17 protein-coding genes are annotated in these 18466 nt (G+C 48.4%); 14 read left to right on the forward strand and 3 right to left on the reverse strand.

The window, feature by feature from the left end; translation table 11 throughout:
• Nucleotides 1-24: 24 nt before the first annotated feature.
• The 8 genes from HP548_RS28610 (at nucleotide 25) to HP548_RS28645 (ending at nucleotide 8378) form a co-directional block, all read left to right on the forward strand.
• Complete coding sequence (locus tag HP548_RS28610) at nucleotides 25-459, forward strand: hypothetical protein (RefSeq protein WP_175383565.1); 435 nt, start codon at nucleotides 25-27, stop codon at nucleotides 457-459.
• A 54-nt stretch (nucleotides 460-513) separates the two neighbouring features.
• Nucleotides 514-1731 (forward strand): sensor histidine kinase, encoded by a 1218-nt coding sequence (locus HP548_RS28615; protein ID WP_175383566.1) that lies wholly within the window; start codon nucleotides 514-516, stop codon nucleotides 1729-1731.
• Nucleotides 1731-2417 carry a response regulator transcription factor gene (locus HP548_RS28620; RefSeq protein WP_099855587.1) on the forward strand — a complete coding sequence of 229 codons (687 nt, stop codon included), beginning with the start codon at nucleotides 1731-1733 and terminating at the stop codon, nucleotides 2415-2417. Before HP548_RS28615 ends, HP548_RS28620 begins: the two co-directional genes overlap by 1 nt.
• A gap of 208 nt (nucleotides 2418-2625) precedes the next feature.
• Nucleotides 2626-4437 (forward strand): ABC transporter substrate-binding protein, encoded by a 1812-nt coding sequence (locus HP548_RS28625; RefSeq protein ID WP_099855589.1) that lies wholly within the window; start codon nucleotides 2626-2628, stop codon nucleotides 4435-4437.
• A gap of 89 nt (nucleotides 4438-4526) precedes the next feature.
• On the forward strand, nucleotides 4527-5537 hold the full coding sequence (locus HP548_RS28630) for an ABC transporter permease (protein ID WP_063567843.1): 1011 nt from the start codon (nucleotides 4527-4529) through the stop codon (nucleotides 5535-5537).
• A 1-nt stretch (nucleotide 5538) separates the two neighbouring features.
• Nucleotides 5539-6375: an ABC transporter permease gene (locus HP548_RS28635; protein ID WP_063567844.1), complete on the forward strand. Its 837-nt coding sequence runs from the start codon at nucleotides 5539-5541 to the stop codon at nucleotides 6373-6375.
• 4 nt (nucleotides 6376-6379) lie between these two features.
• Nucleotides 6380-7516, forward strand: coding sequence for an ABC transporter ATP-binding protein (locus HP548_RS28640; RefSeq protein WP_175383567.1), 1137 nt, complete (start codon nucleotides 6380-6382; stop codon nucleotides 7514-7516).
• Between the two features lie 61 nt (nucleotides 7517-7577).
• Nucleotides 7578-8378, forward strand: coding sequence for an ABC transporter ATP-binding protein (locus tag HP548_RS28645; protein WP_062320810.1), 801 nt, complete (start codon nucleotides 7578-7580; stop codon nucleotides 8376-8378).
• A 271-nt stretch (nucleotides 8379-8649) separates the two neighbouring features.
• Here the strand turns inward: HP548_RS28645 and HP548_RS28650 are convergent, their stop codons facing one another.
• Both HP548_RS28650 and HP548_RS28655 read right to left on the reverse strand, forming a co-directional pair.
• A complete protein-coding gene (locus tag HP548_RS28650; protein WP_053783990.1) occupies nucleotides 8650-8922 on the reverse strand; it encodes an HU family DNA-binding protein in 273 nt (90 codons plus the stop codon).
• Nucleotides 8923-8996: 74 nt separating this feature from the next.
• Nucleotides 8997-9197: a cold-shock protein gene (locus HP548_RS28655; RefSeq protein WP_062320808.1), complete on the reverse strand. Its 201-nt coding sequence runs from the start codon at nucleotides 9195-9197 to the stop codon at nucleotides 8997-8999.
• Between the two features lie 170 nt (nucleotides 9198-9367).
• Here HP548_RS28655 and HP548_RS28660 point away from each other — a divergent pair, with 170 nt between their 5' ends.
• Nucleotides 9368-10294, forward strand: coding sequence for a tyrosine-type recombinase/integrase (locus tag HP548_RS28660; RefSeq protein ID WP_175383568.1), 927 nt, complete (start codon nucleotides 9368-9370; stop codon nucleotides 10292-10294).
• Between the two features lie 63 nt (nucleotides 10295-10357).
• Here HP548_RS28660 and HP548_RS28665 read toward each other — a convergent pair whose 3' ends face one another.
• Entirely contained in the window at nucleotides 10358-10879 is a 522-nt protein-coding gene (locus tag HP548_RS28665) for a hypothetical protein (RefSeq protein ID WP_175383569.1), read from the reverse strand.
• 216 nt (nucleotides 10880-11095) lie between these two features.
• Here HP548_RS28665 and HP548_RS28670 point away from each other — a divergent pair, with 216 nt between their 5' ends.
• The 5 genes from HP548_RS28670 (at nucleotide 11096) to HP548_RS28690 (ending at nucleotide 18457) form a co-directional block, all read left to right on the forward strand.
• Nucleotides 11096-12715, forward strand: coding sequence for a response regulator (locus tag HP548_RS28670; RefSeq protein ID WP_076290273.1), 1620 nt, complete (start codon nucleotides 11096-11098; stop codon nucleotides 12713-12715).
• A complete protein-coding gene (locus HP548_RS28675) occupies nucleotides 12712-14526 on the forward strand; it encodes a cache domain-containing sensor histidine kinase (protein WP_175383570.1) in 1815 nt (604 codons plus the stop codon). The genes HP548_RS28670 and HP548_RS28675 overlap by 4 nt, the downstream gene beginning before the upstream one ends.
• A complete protein-coding gene (locus HP548_RS28680) occupies nucleotides 14516-15694 on the forward strand; it encodes a sugar ABC transporter substrate-binding protein (protein ID WP_175383571.1) in 1179 nt (392 codons plus the stop codon). The genes HP548_RS28675 and HP548_RS28680 overlap by 11 nt, the downstream gene beginning before the upstream one ends.
• Before the next feature lie 121 nt (nucleotides 15695-15815).
• The gene (locus HP548_RS28685) at nucleotides 15816-16877 is read left to right on the forward strand and encodes a galactose ABC transporter substrate-binding protein (RefSeq protein WP_076290272.1); all 1062 of its coding nucleotides are present in this window, start codon (nucleotides 15816-15818) and stop codon (nucleotides 16875-16877) included.
• A 74-nt stretch (nucleotides 16878-16951) separates the two neighbouring features.
• On the forward strand, nucleotides 16952-18457 hold the full coding sequence (locus HP548_RS28690; RefSeq protein ID WP_163756080.1) for a sugar ABC transporter ATP-binding protein: 1506 nt from the start codon (nucleotides 16952-16954) through the stop codon (nucleotides 18455-18457).
• Nucleotides 18458-18466: the final 9 nt, after the last annotated feature.

Consider the following 18466-nt stretch of genomic DNA (forward strand, 5'->3'; position numbering starts at 1 on the left):
AGGAAAAAAACATGATGAATATTGATGATTGTAGCCGTCATTGTTCTATTGTTATCGCTAAGGGAGAAGGAAGTGAAGACATCCCGTTTATGGGTCTTGCCAGCGATCATTGCGTATTGGGTGCTGTCGAGCGTAGTAAATACACCATTAACAGTGGGCAACATTCTGTTATATATTGTTTTTCTCATTATAGGTTGTGGAATTGGTGCGTGGCGGGTACATCTGGAACAGCTTCGAATCCATCCAACTACAGGCAAAATGATGTCCAAGGGATCACTTGCCAGCAGCGTGCTTCTAATCGCAGTTATGGTGCTGAGACAGCTTGCCAGCCAATGGGATGTGCATCATACGGTGGTTTCACTGAGCAATGCTCTGTTGTTTCTACCTCTGGGAAGCATCGCTGCCCGGCGTTATTTTCTGTATGCCAAAGTCCAGCGCTTTCAAGGCAGAGGTGTATAATCGTTTCAAACTTTAGGATTGGAAAGGATGGCTATGCAGAACGATTCAAAATGGATGCAGATTCAAAAGGTGGTACTGGATCATACCGCAGATATTATTTTAACGTTGCTGCTGCTTTACAGTCTGATCGAGCCCTTCAAAGAATTGGCGTGGGCCGAGTTGGTTGCAGGATTGATCGTTAGGCTACCATACCTTATGTTGGTTTGGGTTCCACAGTCACTTCGAAATGAGCGGATGCGAACGTTAGGAATATTGGTGATTTGGATAGTAACGCTGCTCTATGCCCAGTTCTTCGAGGCCGAGTATCGCATATTTGAATTAACCTTCTATCTCATCGGATATACTGCGTTAAAATTGCCTATACATCGTTCTTCGTTGCTTGGATTCGTTATCATCATCGGGAATGCAGCGCTTCTCTATATGGATGAATACGAAGCCAATCAGATTCTGGTATATTCGATGGCTCATGCTGTAACTTATATTCTATGCTGGGCTGCGAGAATCAGGCGGGAAAGCAGACAGGACAGCAAACGACATTATGAGGAATTGCAGAAGGTGCACGCTGAACTGACACAGGCCCATCAGGAGCTTCAGGATACACATCAGGAGTTGGAGCAGGCTACCGTGCGATTGATGCAGTATGCCGTACTTGAAGAACGAAGTCGAATCTCGATGGATTTGCACGACAGTGTTGGCAACCGATTGACCTCCATTATTGTTCAGCTTCAGGCATTGCCATATATGATGAAGATGGATGCAGCGGAAGCCGACAAAGCGATGGGTACGGTGCTTGAAGTAGTCCGACAATGTCTCCAGGAGGTTCGAACTGTTGCTCATCAGATGGGCAGCAATGAAGCAGGCCTCGGGCTGGTCGCCTTGACGAGTCTGGTGAATGAGATACGGGAGATGGCAGGTTTCACGATCAAACTCACCCCCCAAGAGCAGACGAGTCATTGGACGCCAGAAACGTCTGAATTATTGTATCGTGTACTCCAGGAAGCGTTAACGAATATCATTCGTCATGCCCAGGCTTCGCAAGTGAAGGTGGACATCTTGGAGAAGGCGCACCAGCTACATATGATTGTGGAAGATAACGGAATGTATCGCAAAGAAAATCCGATCTCTCCCGGTTTCGGACTATCAAGTATGAGAGCAAGATGTGAAAGGGCAGGCGGTTCCTTATCCATTGATGCAGTCTATCCACATGGAATGAAGTTAACCCTGACTATTCCTCAAGATGTGAAGGAGATTATAGGAGGTGATGAACACTAATGGAGCAGGACATACAGGAAATACGTGTACTCCTCGTGGATGACCAGCATCTGGTCCGGCATGGCTTACGTTTTATTATTAATGCACAGCAGGATATGGAAGTGGTAGGCGAAGCGGGCGGGGGACATGAAGCAGTCCGTTTGGCAGCAGAGGTTCGTCCACATGTCGTATTGATGGATGTACAGATGGAAGCAGGAGACGGACTGGAAGCGACAGCGGAGCTAATGAAGATACTGCCTGACTGCAAAGTGGTCATCCTGACCACATTCGATCATGAGGACTATGTGTACAAAGGAATACGTGCCGGAGCTGTTGGTTATCTGCTCAAGGATGCGGCGCCGGATGAACTCGTTGATGCGGTTCGTGCTGCATACCGAGGGGAAGCCATTTACCGCACGGCGGTGGCAGCCAAGGTAATCAGTCTTGCCATTCGTTCAACCCCGAGTCATTCGGATTCAGTGAAGGAGACGGTAGCAAACGAACCATTGCCGGAACCGTTTACCGGACGGGAATTGGAGGTTTTGCAGCAGATGGCCTATGGATTACGAAATGAGGAGATTGCTCGCAAGCTTTTTATCGGAGAGAGTACGGTCAAGACGCATGTGCATCGTATTTTGCAAAAGATTCAGGTGGAAGACCGCACACAGGCGGTCGTCTTTGCCATTCGTAATGGATACGTCAAGTAAACCGTTCTTCTTGACCTTCTGTGGATCAGTAATCATTATTCGGTAAATAACCAGCTGCCCTATGCGGAGGTGGTTATTTCGTTTGTCCGCAAAAACAATGTCTCAAAATTGAGAAAAGAGATGGAATGTTTGGTGTGAGATAAGTCATAGAATAACTTTAAGTAAGCGCTTCCAATAACATCAATATGAATTCACGGAGGGGTTCAGAATGCGATTTAAAAGAGCTGCCACACCGCTCGTCGCTCTGTTCATGTCGGTCACATTGTTTGCCGGATGCCAAAGTGTTCAGCCACCATCAGTAAGCGAACCACAAGGGACGGTGGATACACCGACCACGACAACCCAGAACGAACCTGCACCACAGACCAACAAGGAAACTCCACGTAATGAGACCTTGTATATCAATGGGCTGCAATGGGGGCCGCCAACCAACTTTAATCTGTTGAGCGGAAATCCCGCATTTCCAGTGAATTACGGCAACTCCAGGGAACTGGTGTACGAGACACTGTTTATGGTGAACCAGCTGGACGGTGGTCTTGAACCTCTCTTAGGCAATTCGTATGAATGGACGGATGAAACCACGCTGCGCATTGAGTTGAATGCGGATGCGAAGTGGAGCGATGGAACGGCTTTTACAGCAGATGATGTTGTGTACACCTATGAATTGGGCAAAAAATACGATATCAACTGGAGCAGCTTCTGGACCTACATCAGTGAAGTGAAAGCGGATGGAGCGCAGGCCGTGGAAATTAAACTGAATCCTGATAACCCCAACAAGCTGACCGTACTGGACAGCATTGAACTCATTCCGATGCTGCCGAAGCATATCTGGGAAGAGATCGAGAAGAAGAACAATAATGATCTGACCGCGATTCGCAAAGAGGTTAATGATAATCCGGTGGGAACCGGAGCCTATAAGCTTCACTTTTACAACGACCAGAAAATTACGATTGTCCGTGACGACAACTACTGGGGACAGAAATTGTTCGGCAAGCTGCCTGCACCGAAGTACATCACCCACGTGATCTACAAGGATAATGCCGCAGGAGATCTGGCGTTCAAGAGTGGGCAAGTGGACGTCTCCCAGCAGTTTATCCCTCAAGTGTGGAAGATGTGGGAAGGCGGGGCTGCTGTCAAAACGTATCTGAAGGATGCGCCGTATTATCTGCCCGGTTCCATGCCAAGCATTTTCTTCAATCTGTCCAAAGCCGGACTCGATAACGCTGACGTTCGCCGTGCAATAGCCATGAGCATCAACTATGAAAAAATTTCGGAGCTGGCCATGAGCGGATATTCCGCACCAATGCAGCCTTCCCTGACCTTGAACTCGGACGCCGAGTCCAAATATATTGACCAAGATGCCATCAAGTCTTTGCAGTGGACGATGGATATTGAAGGAGCCAACGCTCTGCTCGACAAGATTGGAGCAACCAAAGGCAAAGACGGCATCCGTGTTCTTAACGGCACACGCCTCGGACCTTTCGAGGTTGAATGTCCTTACGGCTGGTCTGACTGGAACGCTGCCCTGGAGATCGTAGCACAGAGCGCCAAGGCCATAGGGATTGAAATTCGTACCAAATTCCCGGAATCCCCGGTATGGACCAATGATCTGCAAACCGGCAAATTCGATATCATCATGAACACACCTGCAGGCGGGGTCAGCCCAAGCCAGCCATGGAACCGCGCGATGACGATCATGTACTCCAAAGGGGTTGCCCCAATGGGTGAGATGGCATTCTGGAACTGGGGACGTTATCAAAATGACCGTGCAGACGCCATTATTGAAGAGATTCCATCTGTGTCTGACGAGGCGAAGCTGAAGTCACTGTATACCGAACTAAATACGATCTGGTTAAAAGATATCCCTTCCATTCCGCTGATGTACAGACCATGGGTGTTTGACACGGTGAACGAATCAGTCTGGAAAGGTTTCCCGACCGAAGGAGATGGAACCAACATTCCGCCGCAAATCTCGATGGACGGTGCAGGTATTAAGGCATTATATCAGATCCACAATTAAGGAACTCATATTGAATCAGGACATGATGAAGTGACACGCCACTTCAGACATAAGGCCCTTATCCGCTAAACTCGGGGGTGCTAAATCCTATGAATGCCTATTCCAGATATGTCGCCAAAAAAGTATTCTGGTACGGCCTGACCCTGGTCATCGCCATCGGACTGAATTTTATTTTGCCAAGACTAATTGAAGGTAACCCGGTGAGCATGATCGCTTCCAAAATGACGTCAGGGATGACCGACTCGGATTCCATCAAGCGGGTGTATGAGACATTTACGGTTGAATTCGGCATTGATCAGCCACTATGGACCCAATTCGGCATCTATTTGAAAAATCTTTTCACTGGCAATCTGGGCACGTCCTTTGGACTGTATCCGAAGCCTGTGACGGACATTCTGGCCTCCGCCGTCCCTTGGACGGTGGGGCTTCAACTTCCGGCCATCCTGGTCGGCTGGATCATTGGTAATTTGCTCGGTGCGATTGCAGCGTACCGGAAGGGTGTTTTTGATAAAGTGCTGTTTCCGGTAGCATTGTTTATCAATTCCATTCCTTTTTTTACTCTGGCTATTATTATGCTGTATGTCTTTGCGTTATCACTAAAATGGTTCCCTTTATCAGGCGGATATGACTTCCAGATGGTGCCACAGCTGAGCTTCGACTTCATCATGTCCGTGGTTCGTCACCATACCTTGCCGTTTCTCTCCATTGTGCTTGTGACCATTGGTGGTCAGGCCATTGGCATGCGGGAGATGTCCATCTATGAGCTGAATTCAGACTATGTGTTATACAGCAAACTGTTGGGTATTCGCGACGGCCGAATTGCGCGTTATGTGTTCCGTAACGCCATGCTGCCGCAAATTACGGGACTTGCGCTCTCCATCGGTACGATGGTCGGCGGATCACTCATCTGTGAGATTGTCTTCAGTTATCCGGGCATCGGCACATGGTTGTTCACGGCTATACGGCAGCTGGATTACCCACTAATCTCGGGGTGTACGCTGCTGATTGCCATTGCTGTATTGCTTGCGAATTTCACCATTGATGTCATCTACGGCTTCATTGACCCGCGCATCAAGGCCGCTCAAATGGAGGAACAGTGATATGAAGCATTCGATCTCTATTTTGCTGAAGTCACCCAAATTCATGATCGGTGCGGTGACTTTTGTCGGCATGCTGCTCTTGGTTACGATCTATCCGCTCATTAATCGCAGTGACCCCCTTGAGATGATTGCGATGGCGTTCCAGCCACCTGGGGATGGCCTGTTATTAGGATCGGACAATTTTGGACGGGACATCTTCCTTGAATTGATGTATGGCATCCAGACATCCGTACGTGTGGGGCTGATTGCAGGTGTGTTTGCGACCGTTATCGGTTTGGTTATGGGCCTGGTGTCGGGATACATCGGGGGAATGCTGGATAACTTTCTGACGGCGATCACCAATATTTTCATTGTTATTCCTTCGTTCATCATCCTGATCTTGATCTCGGTCAGCATTGATTCACGCAGTTCCCTGGTAACGGCGATCATTATCGGTATAACCAGCTGGCCTTGGACGGCCCGGGCTGTGCGAGCCCAGACGACATCTCTGCGCAGCCGGGATCATGTGCATATTGCGAAAATTTCGGGACACAGTACGCCGCGTATCATTATCCATGAGATTTTGCCGTATATCGCGTCTTATGTGGTGATGGCTTTTGTGCTCCAGACGGCATCGGGCATTCTGTCCGAAGCTTCCATCTCCATGCTGGGACTGGGGCCGTATAATACGATCTCGCTCGGCATTCTGATGAACTGGGCACTTGTGTTTGAAGCGCCGGTAGCAGGGGCGTGGTGGGCTTTCATTCCTGCGGCGCTGGCGATTGCCGTCATTACCTTCTCGCTTTATCTGATGAATACGGGCATGGACGAAATTTTCAATCCGAAAATAAGGAGCTAAGGCCATGAACCAACCTATACTTCAGGTCAGCGGTCTGAAAACCTATTACCGTACCCGGCTCAAGGAGAACGTCTTTGCCGTCGACGGGGTGGAGTTCGGACTGAAAGAGGGGCAGACGCTGGGCATTGCAGGTGAATCGGGCTGTGGAAAATCAACGCTGGCGCTCAGCCTGATGGGCTTTTATTTCCCGCCGCTTCATTATGGCAGTGGTTCGATCCGCATCAATGGTACCGATATTATGCAGCTGAACAAAGAACAGCTTCGTTCGCGCATTCTGGGCAAGGAAATTGCTTATATTCCGCAGGCAGCAATGAATGCACTGAACCCAACGCTGCGTATTATCAGGTTTATTGAAGATATCATGAAGGAGCATCGTCCGGAGATGAAACGGTCGGATGTGCGAAAGATGGCTACGGAGCGCTTCCAATCACTGAACCTGTCGCCGGATGTGCTGGATATGTATCCAAATGAATTGTCCGGCGGCATGAAGCAGCGAACGGTTATCGCTATCTCAACGATTCTGAATCCCAATGTGCTTATTGCGGATGAACCTACTTCGGCACTGGATGTAACCTCCCAGAAGGCGGTCATTCGTCTGTTGAAGGATTTGTTGAAGCGCAAAGTAATCAAATCACTGGTGTTCATCACACATGAGCTGCCGTTGCTGTACCATGTCACGGATGAAATTATGGTGATGTATGCCGGGGAGATTGTGGAACGAGGCACTGCAGAGCAGATGATTTTCAATCCGTTGCATCCGTACACTCGCAAGCTGATGGGTTCCATCATTGTTCCGGAAGAAGGTATGAAGGAGCATAAATTGGCGGCGATTCCCGGTGCGCCACCGAATCTGAAGAATGTGCCGGAAGGCTGCCGCTTTGCAGAGCGCTGTACACTGGTGACCGACGAGTGCCGCCAAGGGAAAATTGAGAACATTCAAGTCGATGGGCGCATATATCGCTGTCTTCTGACACCGGAGATGCTGGAGCAGATCAGGGAGCAGGAGCAGGACGGTCACTTTGAGCAGGAGAGCATTAACGAACATTCCCAGGAGACGAAACAAAATCAGGAGGAAAGCGGCTTAAACAAAGATGAAATTCAAGATGTTCGAACTGCCACAGATGATAGTTCAGACCAATGAAACGATTCTCTCTGGGTTTTAATGGGCTCGGATCAAGGCTCCCCGAAAGGAGTGAGGTAGTATGGCGATGGGCAAGGTACTGATCAGCGGCCGCCATCTGACCAAGGTGTACGGTACAGGCAATCGCAAAAAGGCAGCGGTGGACGATGTGAGCTTTGATTTTCATGAAGGGGAGATTATCTCCATTGTCGGAGAGAGCGGCAGTGGCAAGACGACACTCGCGAAAATGATCATGGGCTTGCTCAAAGAAACGGGTGGAGCGATCGAATACGATGGCAAGCCTAGACAACTGAAGCGGTATCGTGAGCGTAAAGCCTATTGGAAGGATATCCAGGCCATTTTCCAGGACCCGTTCTCTTCGTTCAACGTATTTCACCGGGTGGAAAAGCTGCTGGTAGACTGTATCAAACTTCAGGGATTGAAGCTGAACAAGGACGAGGAATATGCCAAAATGAAGGAAGCCTGTTCTTTCGTCAACTTGAAGTTCGAAGAGTTATATAACAAATATCCGTTTGAACTGTCCGGTGGACAGATGCAACGGCTCATGATTGCCCGCATTTTCATGCTGCATCCTAAGGTGTTGATCGCCGATGAACCGACGTCCATGGTGGATGCATGCTCGCGTTCAACGATTCTGGATATGCTGCTCAAGCTGCGCGACGAAAACCGCATGACCATTGTGTTTATTACGCACGACGTGGGTCTGGCTTATTATGTGAGCGACACGATCTGTATTATGGAGCATGGACGAATGGTGGAGGCGGGGAGAGCGGAGGAAGTTATTCACCATGCGGAGCATCCTTATACCAAACAATTAATCAATGACGTACCCAAAATTCATTCTCCCTGGGTGCTCGATTGACACAAATCAAGCCCTGGACCGTTTTGAGCGGAACAGGGCTTCTTATTGTCCAAGATGAAAGGTTCGTTTTAGCGAGTGGGTGGTTGTGGCGTCTGTGCAGACTCTGTTGATGGGGGTGTTGAATGGGTGTGATCTTCCGCGTTATTCTGGTTTGTCTGCTTGCCGGAATAAAAGTTAATGATATCATCAACCGTAGAAAACACGAAATTTACATCAAAATGTTCATTGTGTGTTTGAATAAAAACCTCTTTTCCAATCTTGTTGTTGCTGTTTAGTTTAAAGCTTCTTTCATGGTTAATCCTGCAGTGAATACGGGAACTTTACCTGCTGGAAGTTGAATTTCCTTACCAGTTCGACGGCTTTTCCCCATACGTGCTTCACGATTACGCACTTCGAATTTGCCGAATCCAACCAGTTGAACCTCTTTGCCTTCTTTTAATGCTTCCAAAATTGAATCCAGTACAACTGTTACGGCCTTTTCAGCGTTCTTTTTAGAGAATCCGCCGTTTTTGGCTACTTCTGTGATCAATTGTTCTTTATCCATTTGTCATACCTCGCTTTTCGTTTTTGGATGTAATAAAACAAAAAGCTGCCTTGTACAAGGCAGCTTTAATATAATTAAACTTTAGTAACGTTCTCAGCCTGTGGACCACGGTTACCTTGAGTTACTTCGAATTGGACGCGTTGTCCTTCATCCAATGTTTTGAAACCGTCGCCTTGAATTGCACTGAAATGAACGAATACGTCTGTTCCTTCTTCAGTTTCGATAAAGCCAAATCCTTTGTCCGCGTTAAACCATTTCACTGTACCTGTTTGCATGTAGTTCCTCCAAAAAATAAGTTTTTAAACGACCATTTTGAAAAGGCTAATTTTAGAAATCAACGCTAATCAGGTATATTCAACCCACAGACTTGATGTCCGCTAATGTATCGATTAATATGATAATACCATGTCCGCTAATATAAGTCAAGATTTGGAGGTTTTTTCTAATGGATAAGGTATCTGGTACTTCGGTACAAGGGGAAATGGTTGTTCAGGAATTCATACATATGCTTACGATCCAGGGAGAATTGACTCCTAAAACCTTGAAGGAATATGCGAGTGATTTGAAGCATTTTACCGAATGGTATAAAGGGAATGATTCTCGGGGTGTAGAGATTTCATTTCATATCGAAGAAGTGCATACACCGACTTTGGTCAGTTACCGCGAAGATTCACAAAAAGTAATGCAATTGAAGCCATCTACCATTAATCGCAGACTGATTACATTGAAGCGTTTTTTTAAGTGGGCTGCATCGGAATCCAGGATCAACAGTGATCCTTCCAAACCTTTGAAATTCATTCCGGAAGACAAGGTCAGCCCCCGCCGAATGACAACTGAGGAAGAACAATCATTCATATCTGCGGTCGAGGACGGCAACTCGCTTCGGGATCAGACCATCCTTACGCTCATGTATCATACCGGTATGCGAACGATGGAGATATGCAATCTCGCTCCCGATGATATTGAATTGGGCAAAAGAAGCGGGCAACTTACCGTACGGGCCGATAAACGAAACGGTCAACGGAAAATTCCGCTGAACATGACATGTATTGCTTTGTTGAAGATATACATGGCTGGCCTCGCACCGGGTAGTCCTTACCTGTTTCCTTCCGAGAAAACCAGTGATCGCTTAACGGAGAGGGCGCTGCGCCATTTGATCAAAAAGGTGATGACTACAGCCGGTCTGGAAGGGCTAAGTTCCCATGATCTGCGTCATCGGTTCGGATACGCTATGGCCGAGCATACACCACTGCATCAATTGGCAGAAATGATGGGACATATCAATCCGGATACCACGATGATTTATGTGAAGGGTTTAAATGCCAATCTATCTTTATCAGCAAAAGAGGATGGAGAAACGGAACCGGATTAAAGTACATGCAGAACTCTTTATAAGGGATTACGAATGGATAAGAGATCAATGCCCTGACCCACTTCAAGTGGATGAGGGCTGTTTGGTTATCCAAGAATGACTTACATTCCATTCAGGTTTGTTGTTTGCATTGATTTGCGATTCTAGTGTAATAATGGCATAGGTTCCATCATGCTTTTCCCAATAAAGTATTGCCTTTGTATGATCGGGATGTAAAAGCAAGGCAGGCATGATATCCCCGGTTTCCAGCATGGTTCTTCGTTCGTTACTATAAAAGGCAGTGATGAAGGAAGAGTGCTCTTGATTGGGAAGGGTGTTTAATGAATCCTCCAAACTGTAAAACAGTTTCCATTCAGTTATATTCTCATTTTCACTATTCTCATTCAGCGTGTTACGTATCGCCTCTATTCCTCCGCTCCATGATTTTGTTAACTTCTCCTGAAGTTCTTGAGGTTGGTTCTCCCAGCGTGAAGACCCGGTGGATGCTTCTAATCGATCGGTTCGAATCGTCTCCGTGATTGCACCACTGCAAATTAATATTGCGGCAATACCGGTCGTTATCATTACGGATTTCAAGTAATTCATCAGTTAATAGACTCCTATCCTATTTCATAGTTAACCACTTTCAATAATTTACCATATGTTTGTTTGTGAGCGCACATTATATCAATCTTATCATCTCAAAAGTAAGCGATTACATAATTAAATTTATATTGTATATTATGATGGCAACCTTGGATCATATCGACATATACATTATTGCTTGGGCTTATGGCCCCTTAAATAAAGGAGGAATCTGACGTGTACCGGGTATTGCTGGTGGATGATGAAGAGGATGTACGCGAAGGGTTGGTCGTAGAGGTAGATTGGGAAGCACTCGATCTGCGCATAGTTGGTCTGGCGGAGAATGGACGAGAAGCACTGGAGATGGCGGAACGAGTGGAGCCGGATATTGTGGTAACGGATATCAGCATGCCATTTATGGATGGACTTGAACTTGCCAAAAGGCTGAGGGAACGAAATCCGCTTGTGAAAGTGGTGATTTTGACTGGATATGATGAATTCGACTACGCCCGGCAAGCGGTCTCGCTGAGTGTGGATGAATATTTATTGAAGCCTTTCTCGGCGGGACATCTGACAGAACTGCTTACAAGATTGCGTGCGCAGATGGCGGCTGAAGTGGCCGAACGAGAGGATGTACAGCAGCTGCGCGACCATTATTATACAAGCCTGCCCTTGTTACAGGCGGACCTGATGGCCACTTTGCTGCATCGGCAAAAATCGCCGGAATATATCCATGGCAAAGCAAAGCAATGTGGACTGGATCTGCACGGTGAACGTTATGGTGTATCCGTATTAACTCTGCATATGGACGGAGAACAATCCGCGGATGCGGAGCTAAAGCAGTTCGCTGCGCTAAACATTGCCGCAGAGGTATGGACGGAACATGGGGCCGGACATGCTTTTATGCATCAGGAGACGATTGTGCTGCTCTATGTAGATCGGTGGGGTGGAGAAGATGCAGAGAAACGACAGCAGCAGGCGCTGGAAAATGTAATGCGCAGCATCAATCACTATCTGCGTATCCCTGCCACTGTTGGATCGGGCTCAATCGTGAACACACTGGCAGGTGTGAAGCATGCCTATGAGGATGCACTACTGGCACTGGATTATCGGCTTGTACCGGGGACTGATCCACTTATCTATATTGCAGATGTGGAACGGCAGACGGCGGGCAAATTGCGTTTTGACGAGTTGAAGCAGCAAACGCTGACACGTTGTCTGAAAGCGGGTACGCAGGCAGAGCTGGAGGACGCGCTAGAGATCATTTTCCGGGAAATTACGGTGGAGCATGGGCGAAGTGACATTCAACTGTATCTGATTGAAGTTTTAACAAACGTTTGGAAGGCAGCTCAGGCATCGGGCGAGGCCATGGAGGACATTTTTGGGGCAGGGTTCCAGTTGTATGCCGATTTGTTCCGTTTGCCTGGGTTGTCTGAGGCGCAAGGTAAGGTGAGCGAGGTTTGTCTGCTCGTTCAACATCGCATTGCCAGCGGAAGGCAGCATGTATACAAGGATATTGTGGAACAGGCATTGTTGTTTACCAAAGAACACTACGCTGATCCGGATCTGTCCATTCAGAAAGTATGTGGGCATCTGCATATCAGCTCGGGTTATTTTTGTGGCATTTTCAAAAAAGAAGTACAGCTTACCTTTCTGCAATATCTGATGCAGATCCGGATGGAGGCGGCCAAAGAGTTGCTTCGATCCACGGAGATGAAGTCGTTTGAGATTGCTGGTCAGGTAGGCTTCGCGGAACCGAATTATTTCAGTTTTTGCTTCAAAAAACATATCGGCGTCTCGCCCAAAGAATATCGCAAACAGACTGCACTAACAGCTAGTGAAGGCACAAGTCGATGAGAACGTTTGCCGGATGGATAAGATCCCTTTGGCTCAAGCTTCGGTCCAGGCTGCGTCCATCGAGAGTCAGCAGTATCCGCTTTATTATTACGTGGTCTTTCTCTGTCTTCATTGTATTGGTGCTGACCATCATGGCGATGCTGCTGCATGACAAATTCACGCAGGCCGCGGAGCGAAGTGCGGAGCTGACGACGAGGCAGATCGTGGATCAGGTCAGTTACAATCTGGAGGATTATGTCCGCAGCATGTCGCATCTGTATCGAGCCATCGAAGAACATATGCTGCGGGACGGTACGTGGGAAGGGGATCAGGTAGATAAACAGCTCGACACGCTGCTCAGCAGCCGTGAAGATATCATCTCCATTACTTTGTTGGATTCAACAGGGCATTTGCTCAAGAACAGACCTTCGGCTGAATTAAAACCGAGTGCACATGTAACACAGCAAGGGTGGTTTCAATCTGCACTCCGAGTACCGGATCACCTTAGTTTCTCGCTGCCTCATATCCAGAACATGTACACAGGCCCATACAAATGGGTCGTTTCCATGAGCAAAGGCATTACTGTACACCAAAATGGTCAGGATCGTCAGGTCATTCTGCTGGTGGATATCAACTTCAAACAAATGGACGAACTGAGCCGCCGGGTCAGTCTGGGGCAGCGGGGATACGTCTACATTATCGACGAAAGTGCGGGCAATATCGTCTACCATCCGCAGCAGCAATTAATGTACATGGGGCTCAAAAGTGAAAATATTGAACAGGCACTGGTTGCAACCGGCAGTTATGAAGATGAGGCGGATGGGCAGAAAAGGTTGAATGCGGTCAAGTCTGTCGCCAATATCGGATGGAAAATCGTAGGTGTGGCCTATCTGGATGAGATCATGACATCCCGCCAGGAGGTCAATGGATATCTGATTCGAGTACTGCTGGTTGTGCTGGTACTGGTCATCCTCGTCTCGCTATTCCTCTCTTCCAGTCTGACACGTCCGATCCGGCGGATGGAACGAAAGATGAAGGCCGTGGAGCGAGGGGATTTTAACGTGGAGCTTCCTATTGAGGGGCCACTGGAAGTGGAACGTTTATCCCGTCGTTTTAACCTGATGGTCTATAAAATCCGGACCTTGATGAATGAAATCATTCATGAACAGGAACAGAAGCGTCGGCTCGAACTGGAAGCTTTGCAGGCTCAGATCAATCCACATTTCCTATACAACACGTTGAATTCAGTAGTGCGTATGGTGGGCATGAGCCGGAATGAGGAAGTCATTACGATGATCACTTCGTTATCCCGATTGTTTCGCATCAGTCTTAGTCAAGGCAAAACGATTATTACGGTCAGGGAAGAACTGGAGCACGCCCACCATTACCTGACGATTCAGCAAATGCGGTTCAAGCGCAAATTCAATTTTATCATGAAGGCGGATGAAGATACGCTGGACAACCTGACACTTAAGCTGCTGCTTCAGCCACTCATTGAAAATGCGATCGTGCATGGCATTGAATATCATATGGACGAGGGATGTATTGAGATTCGTGTATACCGGGAGGACGACAAGCTGGTATTTCGTATTACGGATAATGGGGTCGGCATGACGGAAGAGCAGATGTCGAAACTTCTAATGGGCAGTCCTATCGTGAAAAGTGGTGCAGGATCAGGTGTAGCTGTACGCAATGTGCATGATCGAATTCAGCTCTATTATGGCGAAGCTTACGGTCTTGAATTTGAGAGTGAGCTGGAGGAAGGAACAACCGTCTGGATTCGGATTCCGATCCAATCGGAACGAGAGGAGGACGATGCTCATGAAAGCTAATAAGATCAATAGAACGGACTGGATGGGGCATCCCGTTATGAAAATAAACATCTGCCCTCGCGTGGAAGTCATACGGATGAGAGTTCTTCTCCTTCGTTATATGGCCATGACAGTAGCAATTTGTTGCCTGCTGTTATGTGTAGCGTGCGGTATGTCGAATGCTGATCCGGCGGGATCGCCGCCGCGTATTGCACTGATTACGCCAGCGGGAACCGGAGAACTCGCAGAAGCGATACGTCTTGGGGCCGAAGCGGCTGCCAAAGAAGCGGGAGCGGAACTAATTACGGTGGAGGCTTTTCCCTCGGAGGGGTTAACTTACGCCCCATCCAACCCTGACTTCACAGCAGGACAGGGAAAGGTCAAGCAAGAGCATTTGCAAAATGGGACTTATCCACTGAGCGAGCGTGAACAAGCTCAGGTGGATGCGGTATCACTGGCACTGGAGCAGGGAGCATCGGCCCTGTTGATCGATCCCTTGAGTGAGAAGACACTCAGCGACATCATTCAGAAGGCACAGACTAAAGATGCCAACGGAGTGATTATCCCCGTTATTTTGCTGAATGATGAATTTCCTGTAAAAGGCATAACAAGTGTTATCTCGATAGATAACGTTGAAGCTGGACGGCAGGCGGGTCAGGCCATGGCTGTGCTTCTGGGAGGGCAAGGACGTATAGCCCTGCTTGGTCCTGATCCTGTAAATCCTGTTCTGATTAACCGGGAATTAGGGATAAAGGAATCACTGGCCCAATACCCGGACATTCATGTGGAGGCCCAATCCATATGCAGCACCCGGGATGCTTGCTGGCAAGCGTCGAAGCAACTGCTTGACCAGCAGCAGGTGGACGGGTTGATTGCCCTTCAGGAACCTGCTTCTCTGGGGGCAGCGGATGAACTCAATCGACGTACGTCCGAGAACAATGGGAACAAGGTGAAGATTGTGGGATTTGGCAGTGAACAGCAGCAGTTAGAGCAGTTACAGGAAGGCAGAATTCAGCATTTGATTGTGCAAAATGGATTCAGTGCAGGTTATCTTGGTGTGAATCAGGCCGTTGCACGGTTGAACAACCAACAGGTGCAAGCCAGGGTAACACTGGAAACGAAGCTGGTCAGTACGGACAATATGTTTTGGATGGATAATCAGAAGTTGTTGTTTCCTTTTGTACAGTAAAGGTTCAATTGAGGAAGATTTCGATAAAACAGAGGAAGATATTGTATTCGAATTTATTGTAAACCCTTTCATAATAAAGACATCGGTAAAGCCGAATGAACTTGGGGGAGGTCATTAGGATATGAAGAAAACGTGGATGACATTGTTGCTTACAGCGTGTATGGTTGCGGCGGCGGGGTGCAGCAGTGGCGGAGACAGCGCGGGCGGAAGTACAGGAACAGATACCGGAGGTCAGACGGCCGCAGGAACGGAAACGCCGAAGATTGGCGTGGCGATCTATAAGTTCGATGACACGTTCATGACGGGTGTACGGAATGCAATGACCGCAGCAGCGGAAGGCAAAGCCACACTTGATATCGTGGATAGCCAGAACGCACAGCCGACCCAGAATGAGAAAGTCGATCTGTTTGTATCCAAGAAATACAACGCTATGGCTGTGAATCCGGTTGACCGGACCGCAGCTGGTGTCATTATTGACAAAGCCAAAGCGGCCAGCATTCCAGTTGTCTTTCTGAACCGTGAGCCGGTTGCCGAAGACATGAACAAGTGGGATAAAGTGTATTACGTTGGAGCTAAGGCGGAAGAGTCTGGCACGATCTCCGGTCAGCTCATTGTGGACTACTGGAAGGCTCACCCGGAAGCAGATAAAAACGGAGACGGCAAACTGCAATACGTCATGCTAAAAGGCGAGCCTGGCCACCAGGATGCAGAGCTGCGGACCAAATATTCTGTTCAGGCCATCCAGGATGCCGGAATTGAAGTGGAAGCATTGGCTGAAGACACGGCGATGTGGGATCGGGTCAAAGGCCAGGAGAAAATGCAGGCGTTCCTTGCCTCCCACGGAGACAAAATTGAAGCAGTATTGGCTAACAATGATGACATGGCACTTGGAGCCATTGAAGCGTTGAAAGCAGCCGGATACTTTAAAGACGGGAAAACGATGCCTGTTGTCGGCGTGGATGCAACGGCTCCGGCCATTCAGGCCCTACAGGACGGTACGATGCTGGGCACGGTGTTGAATGATGCCAAGAACCAAGGCGCAGCAACGGTTGCACTCGCTTCCGTACTCGCGAAAGGTGAGACACCAACGAAGGAAAATACGGGTTATGACATTACGGATGGCAAATATGTTTGGATTGCCTACAAAAAAATTACGAAAGACAACATTGCCGACGCCCAATAACAGCAGCAAACAGGGACGTCCGTCATGAGATGGCGTCCTTTTTTTGCCGGGTTTACGGAAGGGGAGGATGAAAGATGGAATCACCTTACCTGCTGGAGATGGACGGAATATCCAAAGCATTTCCGGGTGTGCAGGCACTAAGTCAGGTCACATTGAAGGTAAAGCCGGGTACGGTTCATGCGCTGATGGGAGAGAACGGAGCGGGCAAATCCACGCTGATGAAATGCCTATTCGGTATGTACCGCCCGGATGAAGGGACGATTCGGATGGACGGCAATGAGGTGGACATTCCGAGTTCGAAAGCGGCGCTTCAGCATGGCATATCGATGATTCATCAGGAGCTGAACCCGGTGCCACATCGTCCGGTGATGGAAAACATCTGGCTGGGACGCTTTCCAATGAGGGGGTTGTTGGTGGATGAGAAACGAATGTATGCCGATACACTGGCTCTGTTCAAGGACTTGAATCTGGACATTGATCCGAAGGCTCAGGCGGGGACTTTATCCGTTTCCAAAATACAGTCGATGGAAATCGCCAAAGCGGTCTCTTTTCAATCTAAAGTCATCGTGATGGATGAGCCAACATCCTCGCTCACGGGCAAGGAAGTGGACCAGCTCTTCGCCATTATTAATCAGCTGCGCAGTCGCGGGGTGTCTATTATCTACATTTCGCACAAGATGGAGGAAATTCTGACGATCTCGGATGAGGTCACGATTATGCGGGATGGTTTTGTGGTGGGTACCTGGGATGCTGCCGATTTAACGACCGATCTGATCATTACCCGCATGGTTGGACGTGACTTGGATGAACGCTTCCCGGAACGGACGAATGTACCTGGAGAAGTGATTTTGAAGGCAGAAGGCTTAACCTCCAGCCAGCCGAATTCGTTCCGTGATGTGACGTTTGAATTGAGGAAAGGCGAAGTGCTTGGCATCGGCGGCCTTGTTGGGGCACAGCGGACGGAATTGATCGAGTCATTGTTCGGCTTGCGCGGACTTGCTTCAGGGACGATCTCCATTCATGGACGCAAGGTGAAGATCAAGTCACCTGCCGCAGCAAAGCGTCATAACATTGCCCTGCTTACCGAGGAGCGAAGAGTCACAGGAATTTTTCCAGTGTTGTCTGTGTATGAAAATACGATTATTGCGAGTCTTGGACGTTACCGGAATCGGATTGGTCTGCTGGATGAGAAGAAAGGCCGAGATGAGGCACGCGAGCAAACTCAGAAGTTTAGAACTAAAACGCCTTCAGTTAACACGCTGATTCGAAACCTTTCTGGTGGTAATCAACAGAAGGTACTTCTGGCCAGATGGTTGTTGACTGACCCTGAAATTCTACTGCTCGATGAACCGACACGTGGGATTGATGTGGGTGCCAAATTTGAAATCTACACCATTATTACGGAACTGGCCCGGCAGGGCAAAAGCATTATTATGATCAGCTCGGAGATGCCCGAACTGCTGGGCATGTCGGATCGAATTATGGTCATGAGCGAAGGGCGGCTCACCGGAATCGTGGACGGTGCCGAGGCAACAGAGCAGGATATCATGAGGCTGGCCGCACAGCAGCGGATGGCTTAGTCAGGAGGG

The sequence above is a fragment of the Paenibacillus taichungensis genome, from assembly GCF_013359905.1.
GTDB classification, from domain to species: domain Bacteria; phylum Bacillota; class Bacilli; order Paenibacillales; family Paenibacillaceae; genus Paenibacillus; species Paenibacillus taichungensis.

Excerpts from the sequence above, each read along its gene's own strand:
- HP548_RS28610 (WP_175383565.1), top strand. The coding sequence starts at position 25 with ATGATTGTAGCCGTCATTGTTCTATTGTTATCGCTAAGGGAGAAGGAA.
- HP548_RS28615 (WP_175383566.1), top strand. The coding sequence starts at position 514 with ATGCAGATTCAAAAGGTGGTACTGGATCATACCGCAGATATTATTTTA.
- HP548_RS28620 (WP_099855587.1), top strand. The coding sequence starts at position 1,731 with ATGGAGCAGGACATACAGGAAATACGTGTACTCCTCGTGGATGACCAG.
- HP548_RS28625 (WP_099855589.1), top strand. The coding sequence starts at position 2,626 with ATGCGATTTAAAAGAGCTGCCACACCGCTCGTCGCTCTGTTCATGTCG.
- HP548_RS28630 (WP_063567843.1), top strand. The coding sequence starts at position 4,527 with ATGAATGCCTATTCCAGATATGTCGCCAAAAAAGTATTCTGGTACGGC.
- HP548_RS28635 (WP_063567844.1), top strand. The coding sequence starts at position 5,539 with ATGAAGCATTCGATCTCTATTTTGCTGAAGTCACCCAAATTCATGATC.
- HP548_RS28640 (WP_175383567.1), top strand. The coding sequence starts at position 6,380 with ATGAACCAACCTATACTTCAGGTCAGCGGTCTGAAAACCTATTACCGT.
- HP548_RS28645 (WP_062320810.1), top strand. The coding sequence starts at position 7,578 with ATGGCGATGGGCAAGGTACTGATCAGCGGCCGCCATCTGACCAAGGTG.
- HP548_RS28650 (WP_053783990.1), bottom strand. The coding sequence starts at position 8,922 with ATGGATAAAGAACAATTGATCACAGAAGTAGCCAAAAACGGCGGATTC.
- HP548_RS28655 (WP_062320808.1), bottom strand. The coding sequence starts at position 9,197 with ATGCAAACAGGTACAGTGAAATGGTTTAACGCGGACAAAGGATTTGGC.
- HP548_RS28660 (WP_175383568.1), top strand. The coding sequence starts at position 9,368 with ATGGATAAGGTATCTGGTACTTCGGTACAAGGGGAAATGGTTGTTCAG.
- HP548_RS28665 (WP_175383569.1), bottom strand. The coding sequence starts at position 10,879 with ATGAATTACTTGAAATCCGTAATGATAACGACCGGTATTGCCGCAATA.
- HP548_RS28675 (WP_175383570.1), top strand. The coding sequence starts at position 12,712 with ATGAGAACGTTTGCCGGATGGATAAGATCCCTTTGGCTCAAGCTTCGG.
- HP548_RS28680 (WP_175383571.1), top strand. The coding sequence starts at position 14,516 with ATGAAAGCTAATAAGATCAATAGAACGGACTGGATGGGGCATCCCGTT.
- HP548_RS28685 (WP_076290272.1), top strand. The coding sequence starts at position 15,816 with ATGAAGAAAACGTGGATGACATTGTTGCTTACAGCGTGTATGGTTGCG.
- HP548_RS28690 (WP_163756080.1), top strand. The coding sequence starts at position 16,952 with ATGGAATCACCTTACCTGCTGGAGATGGACGGAATATCCAAAGCATTT.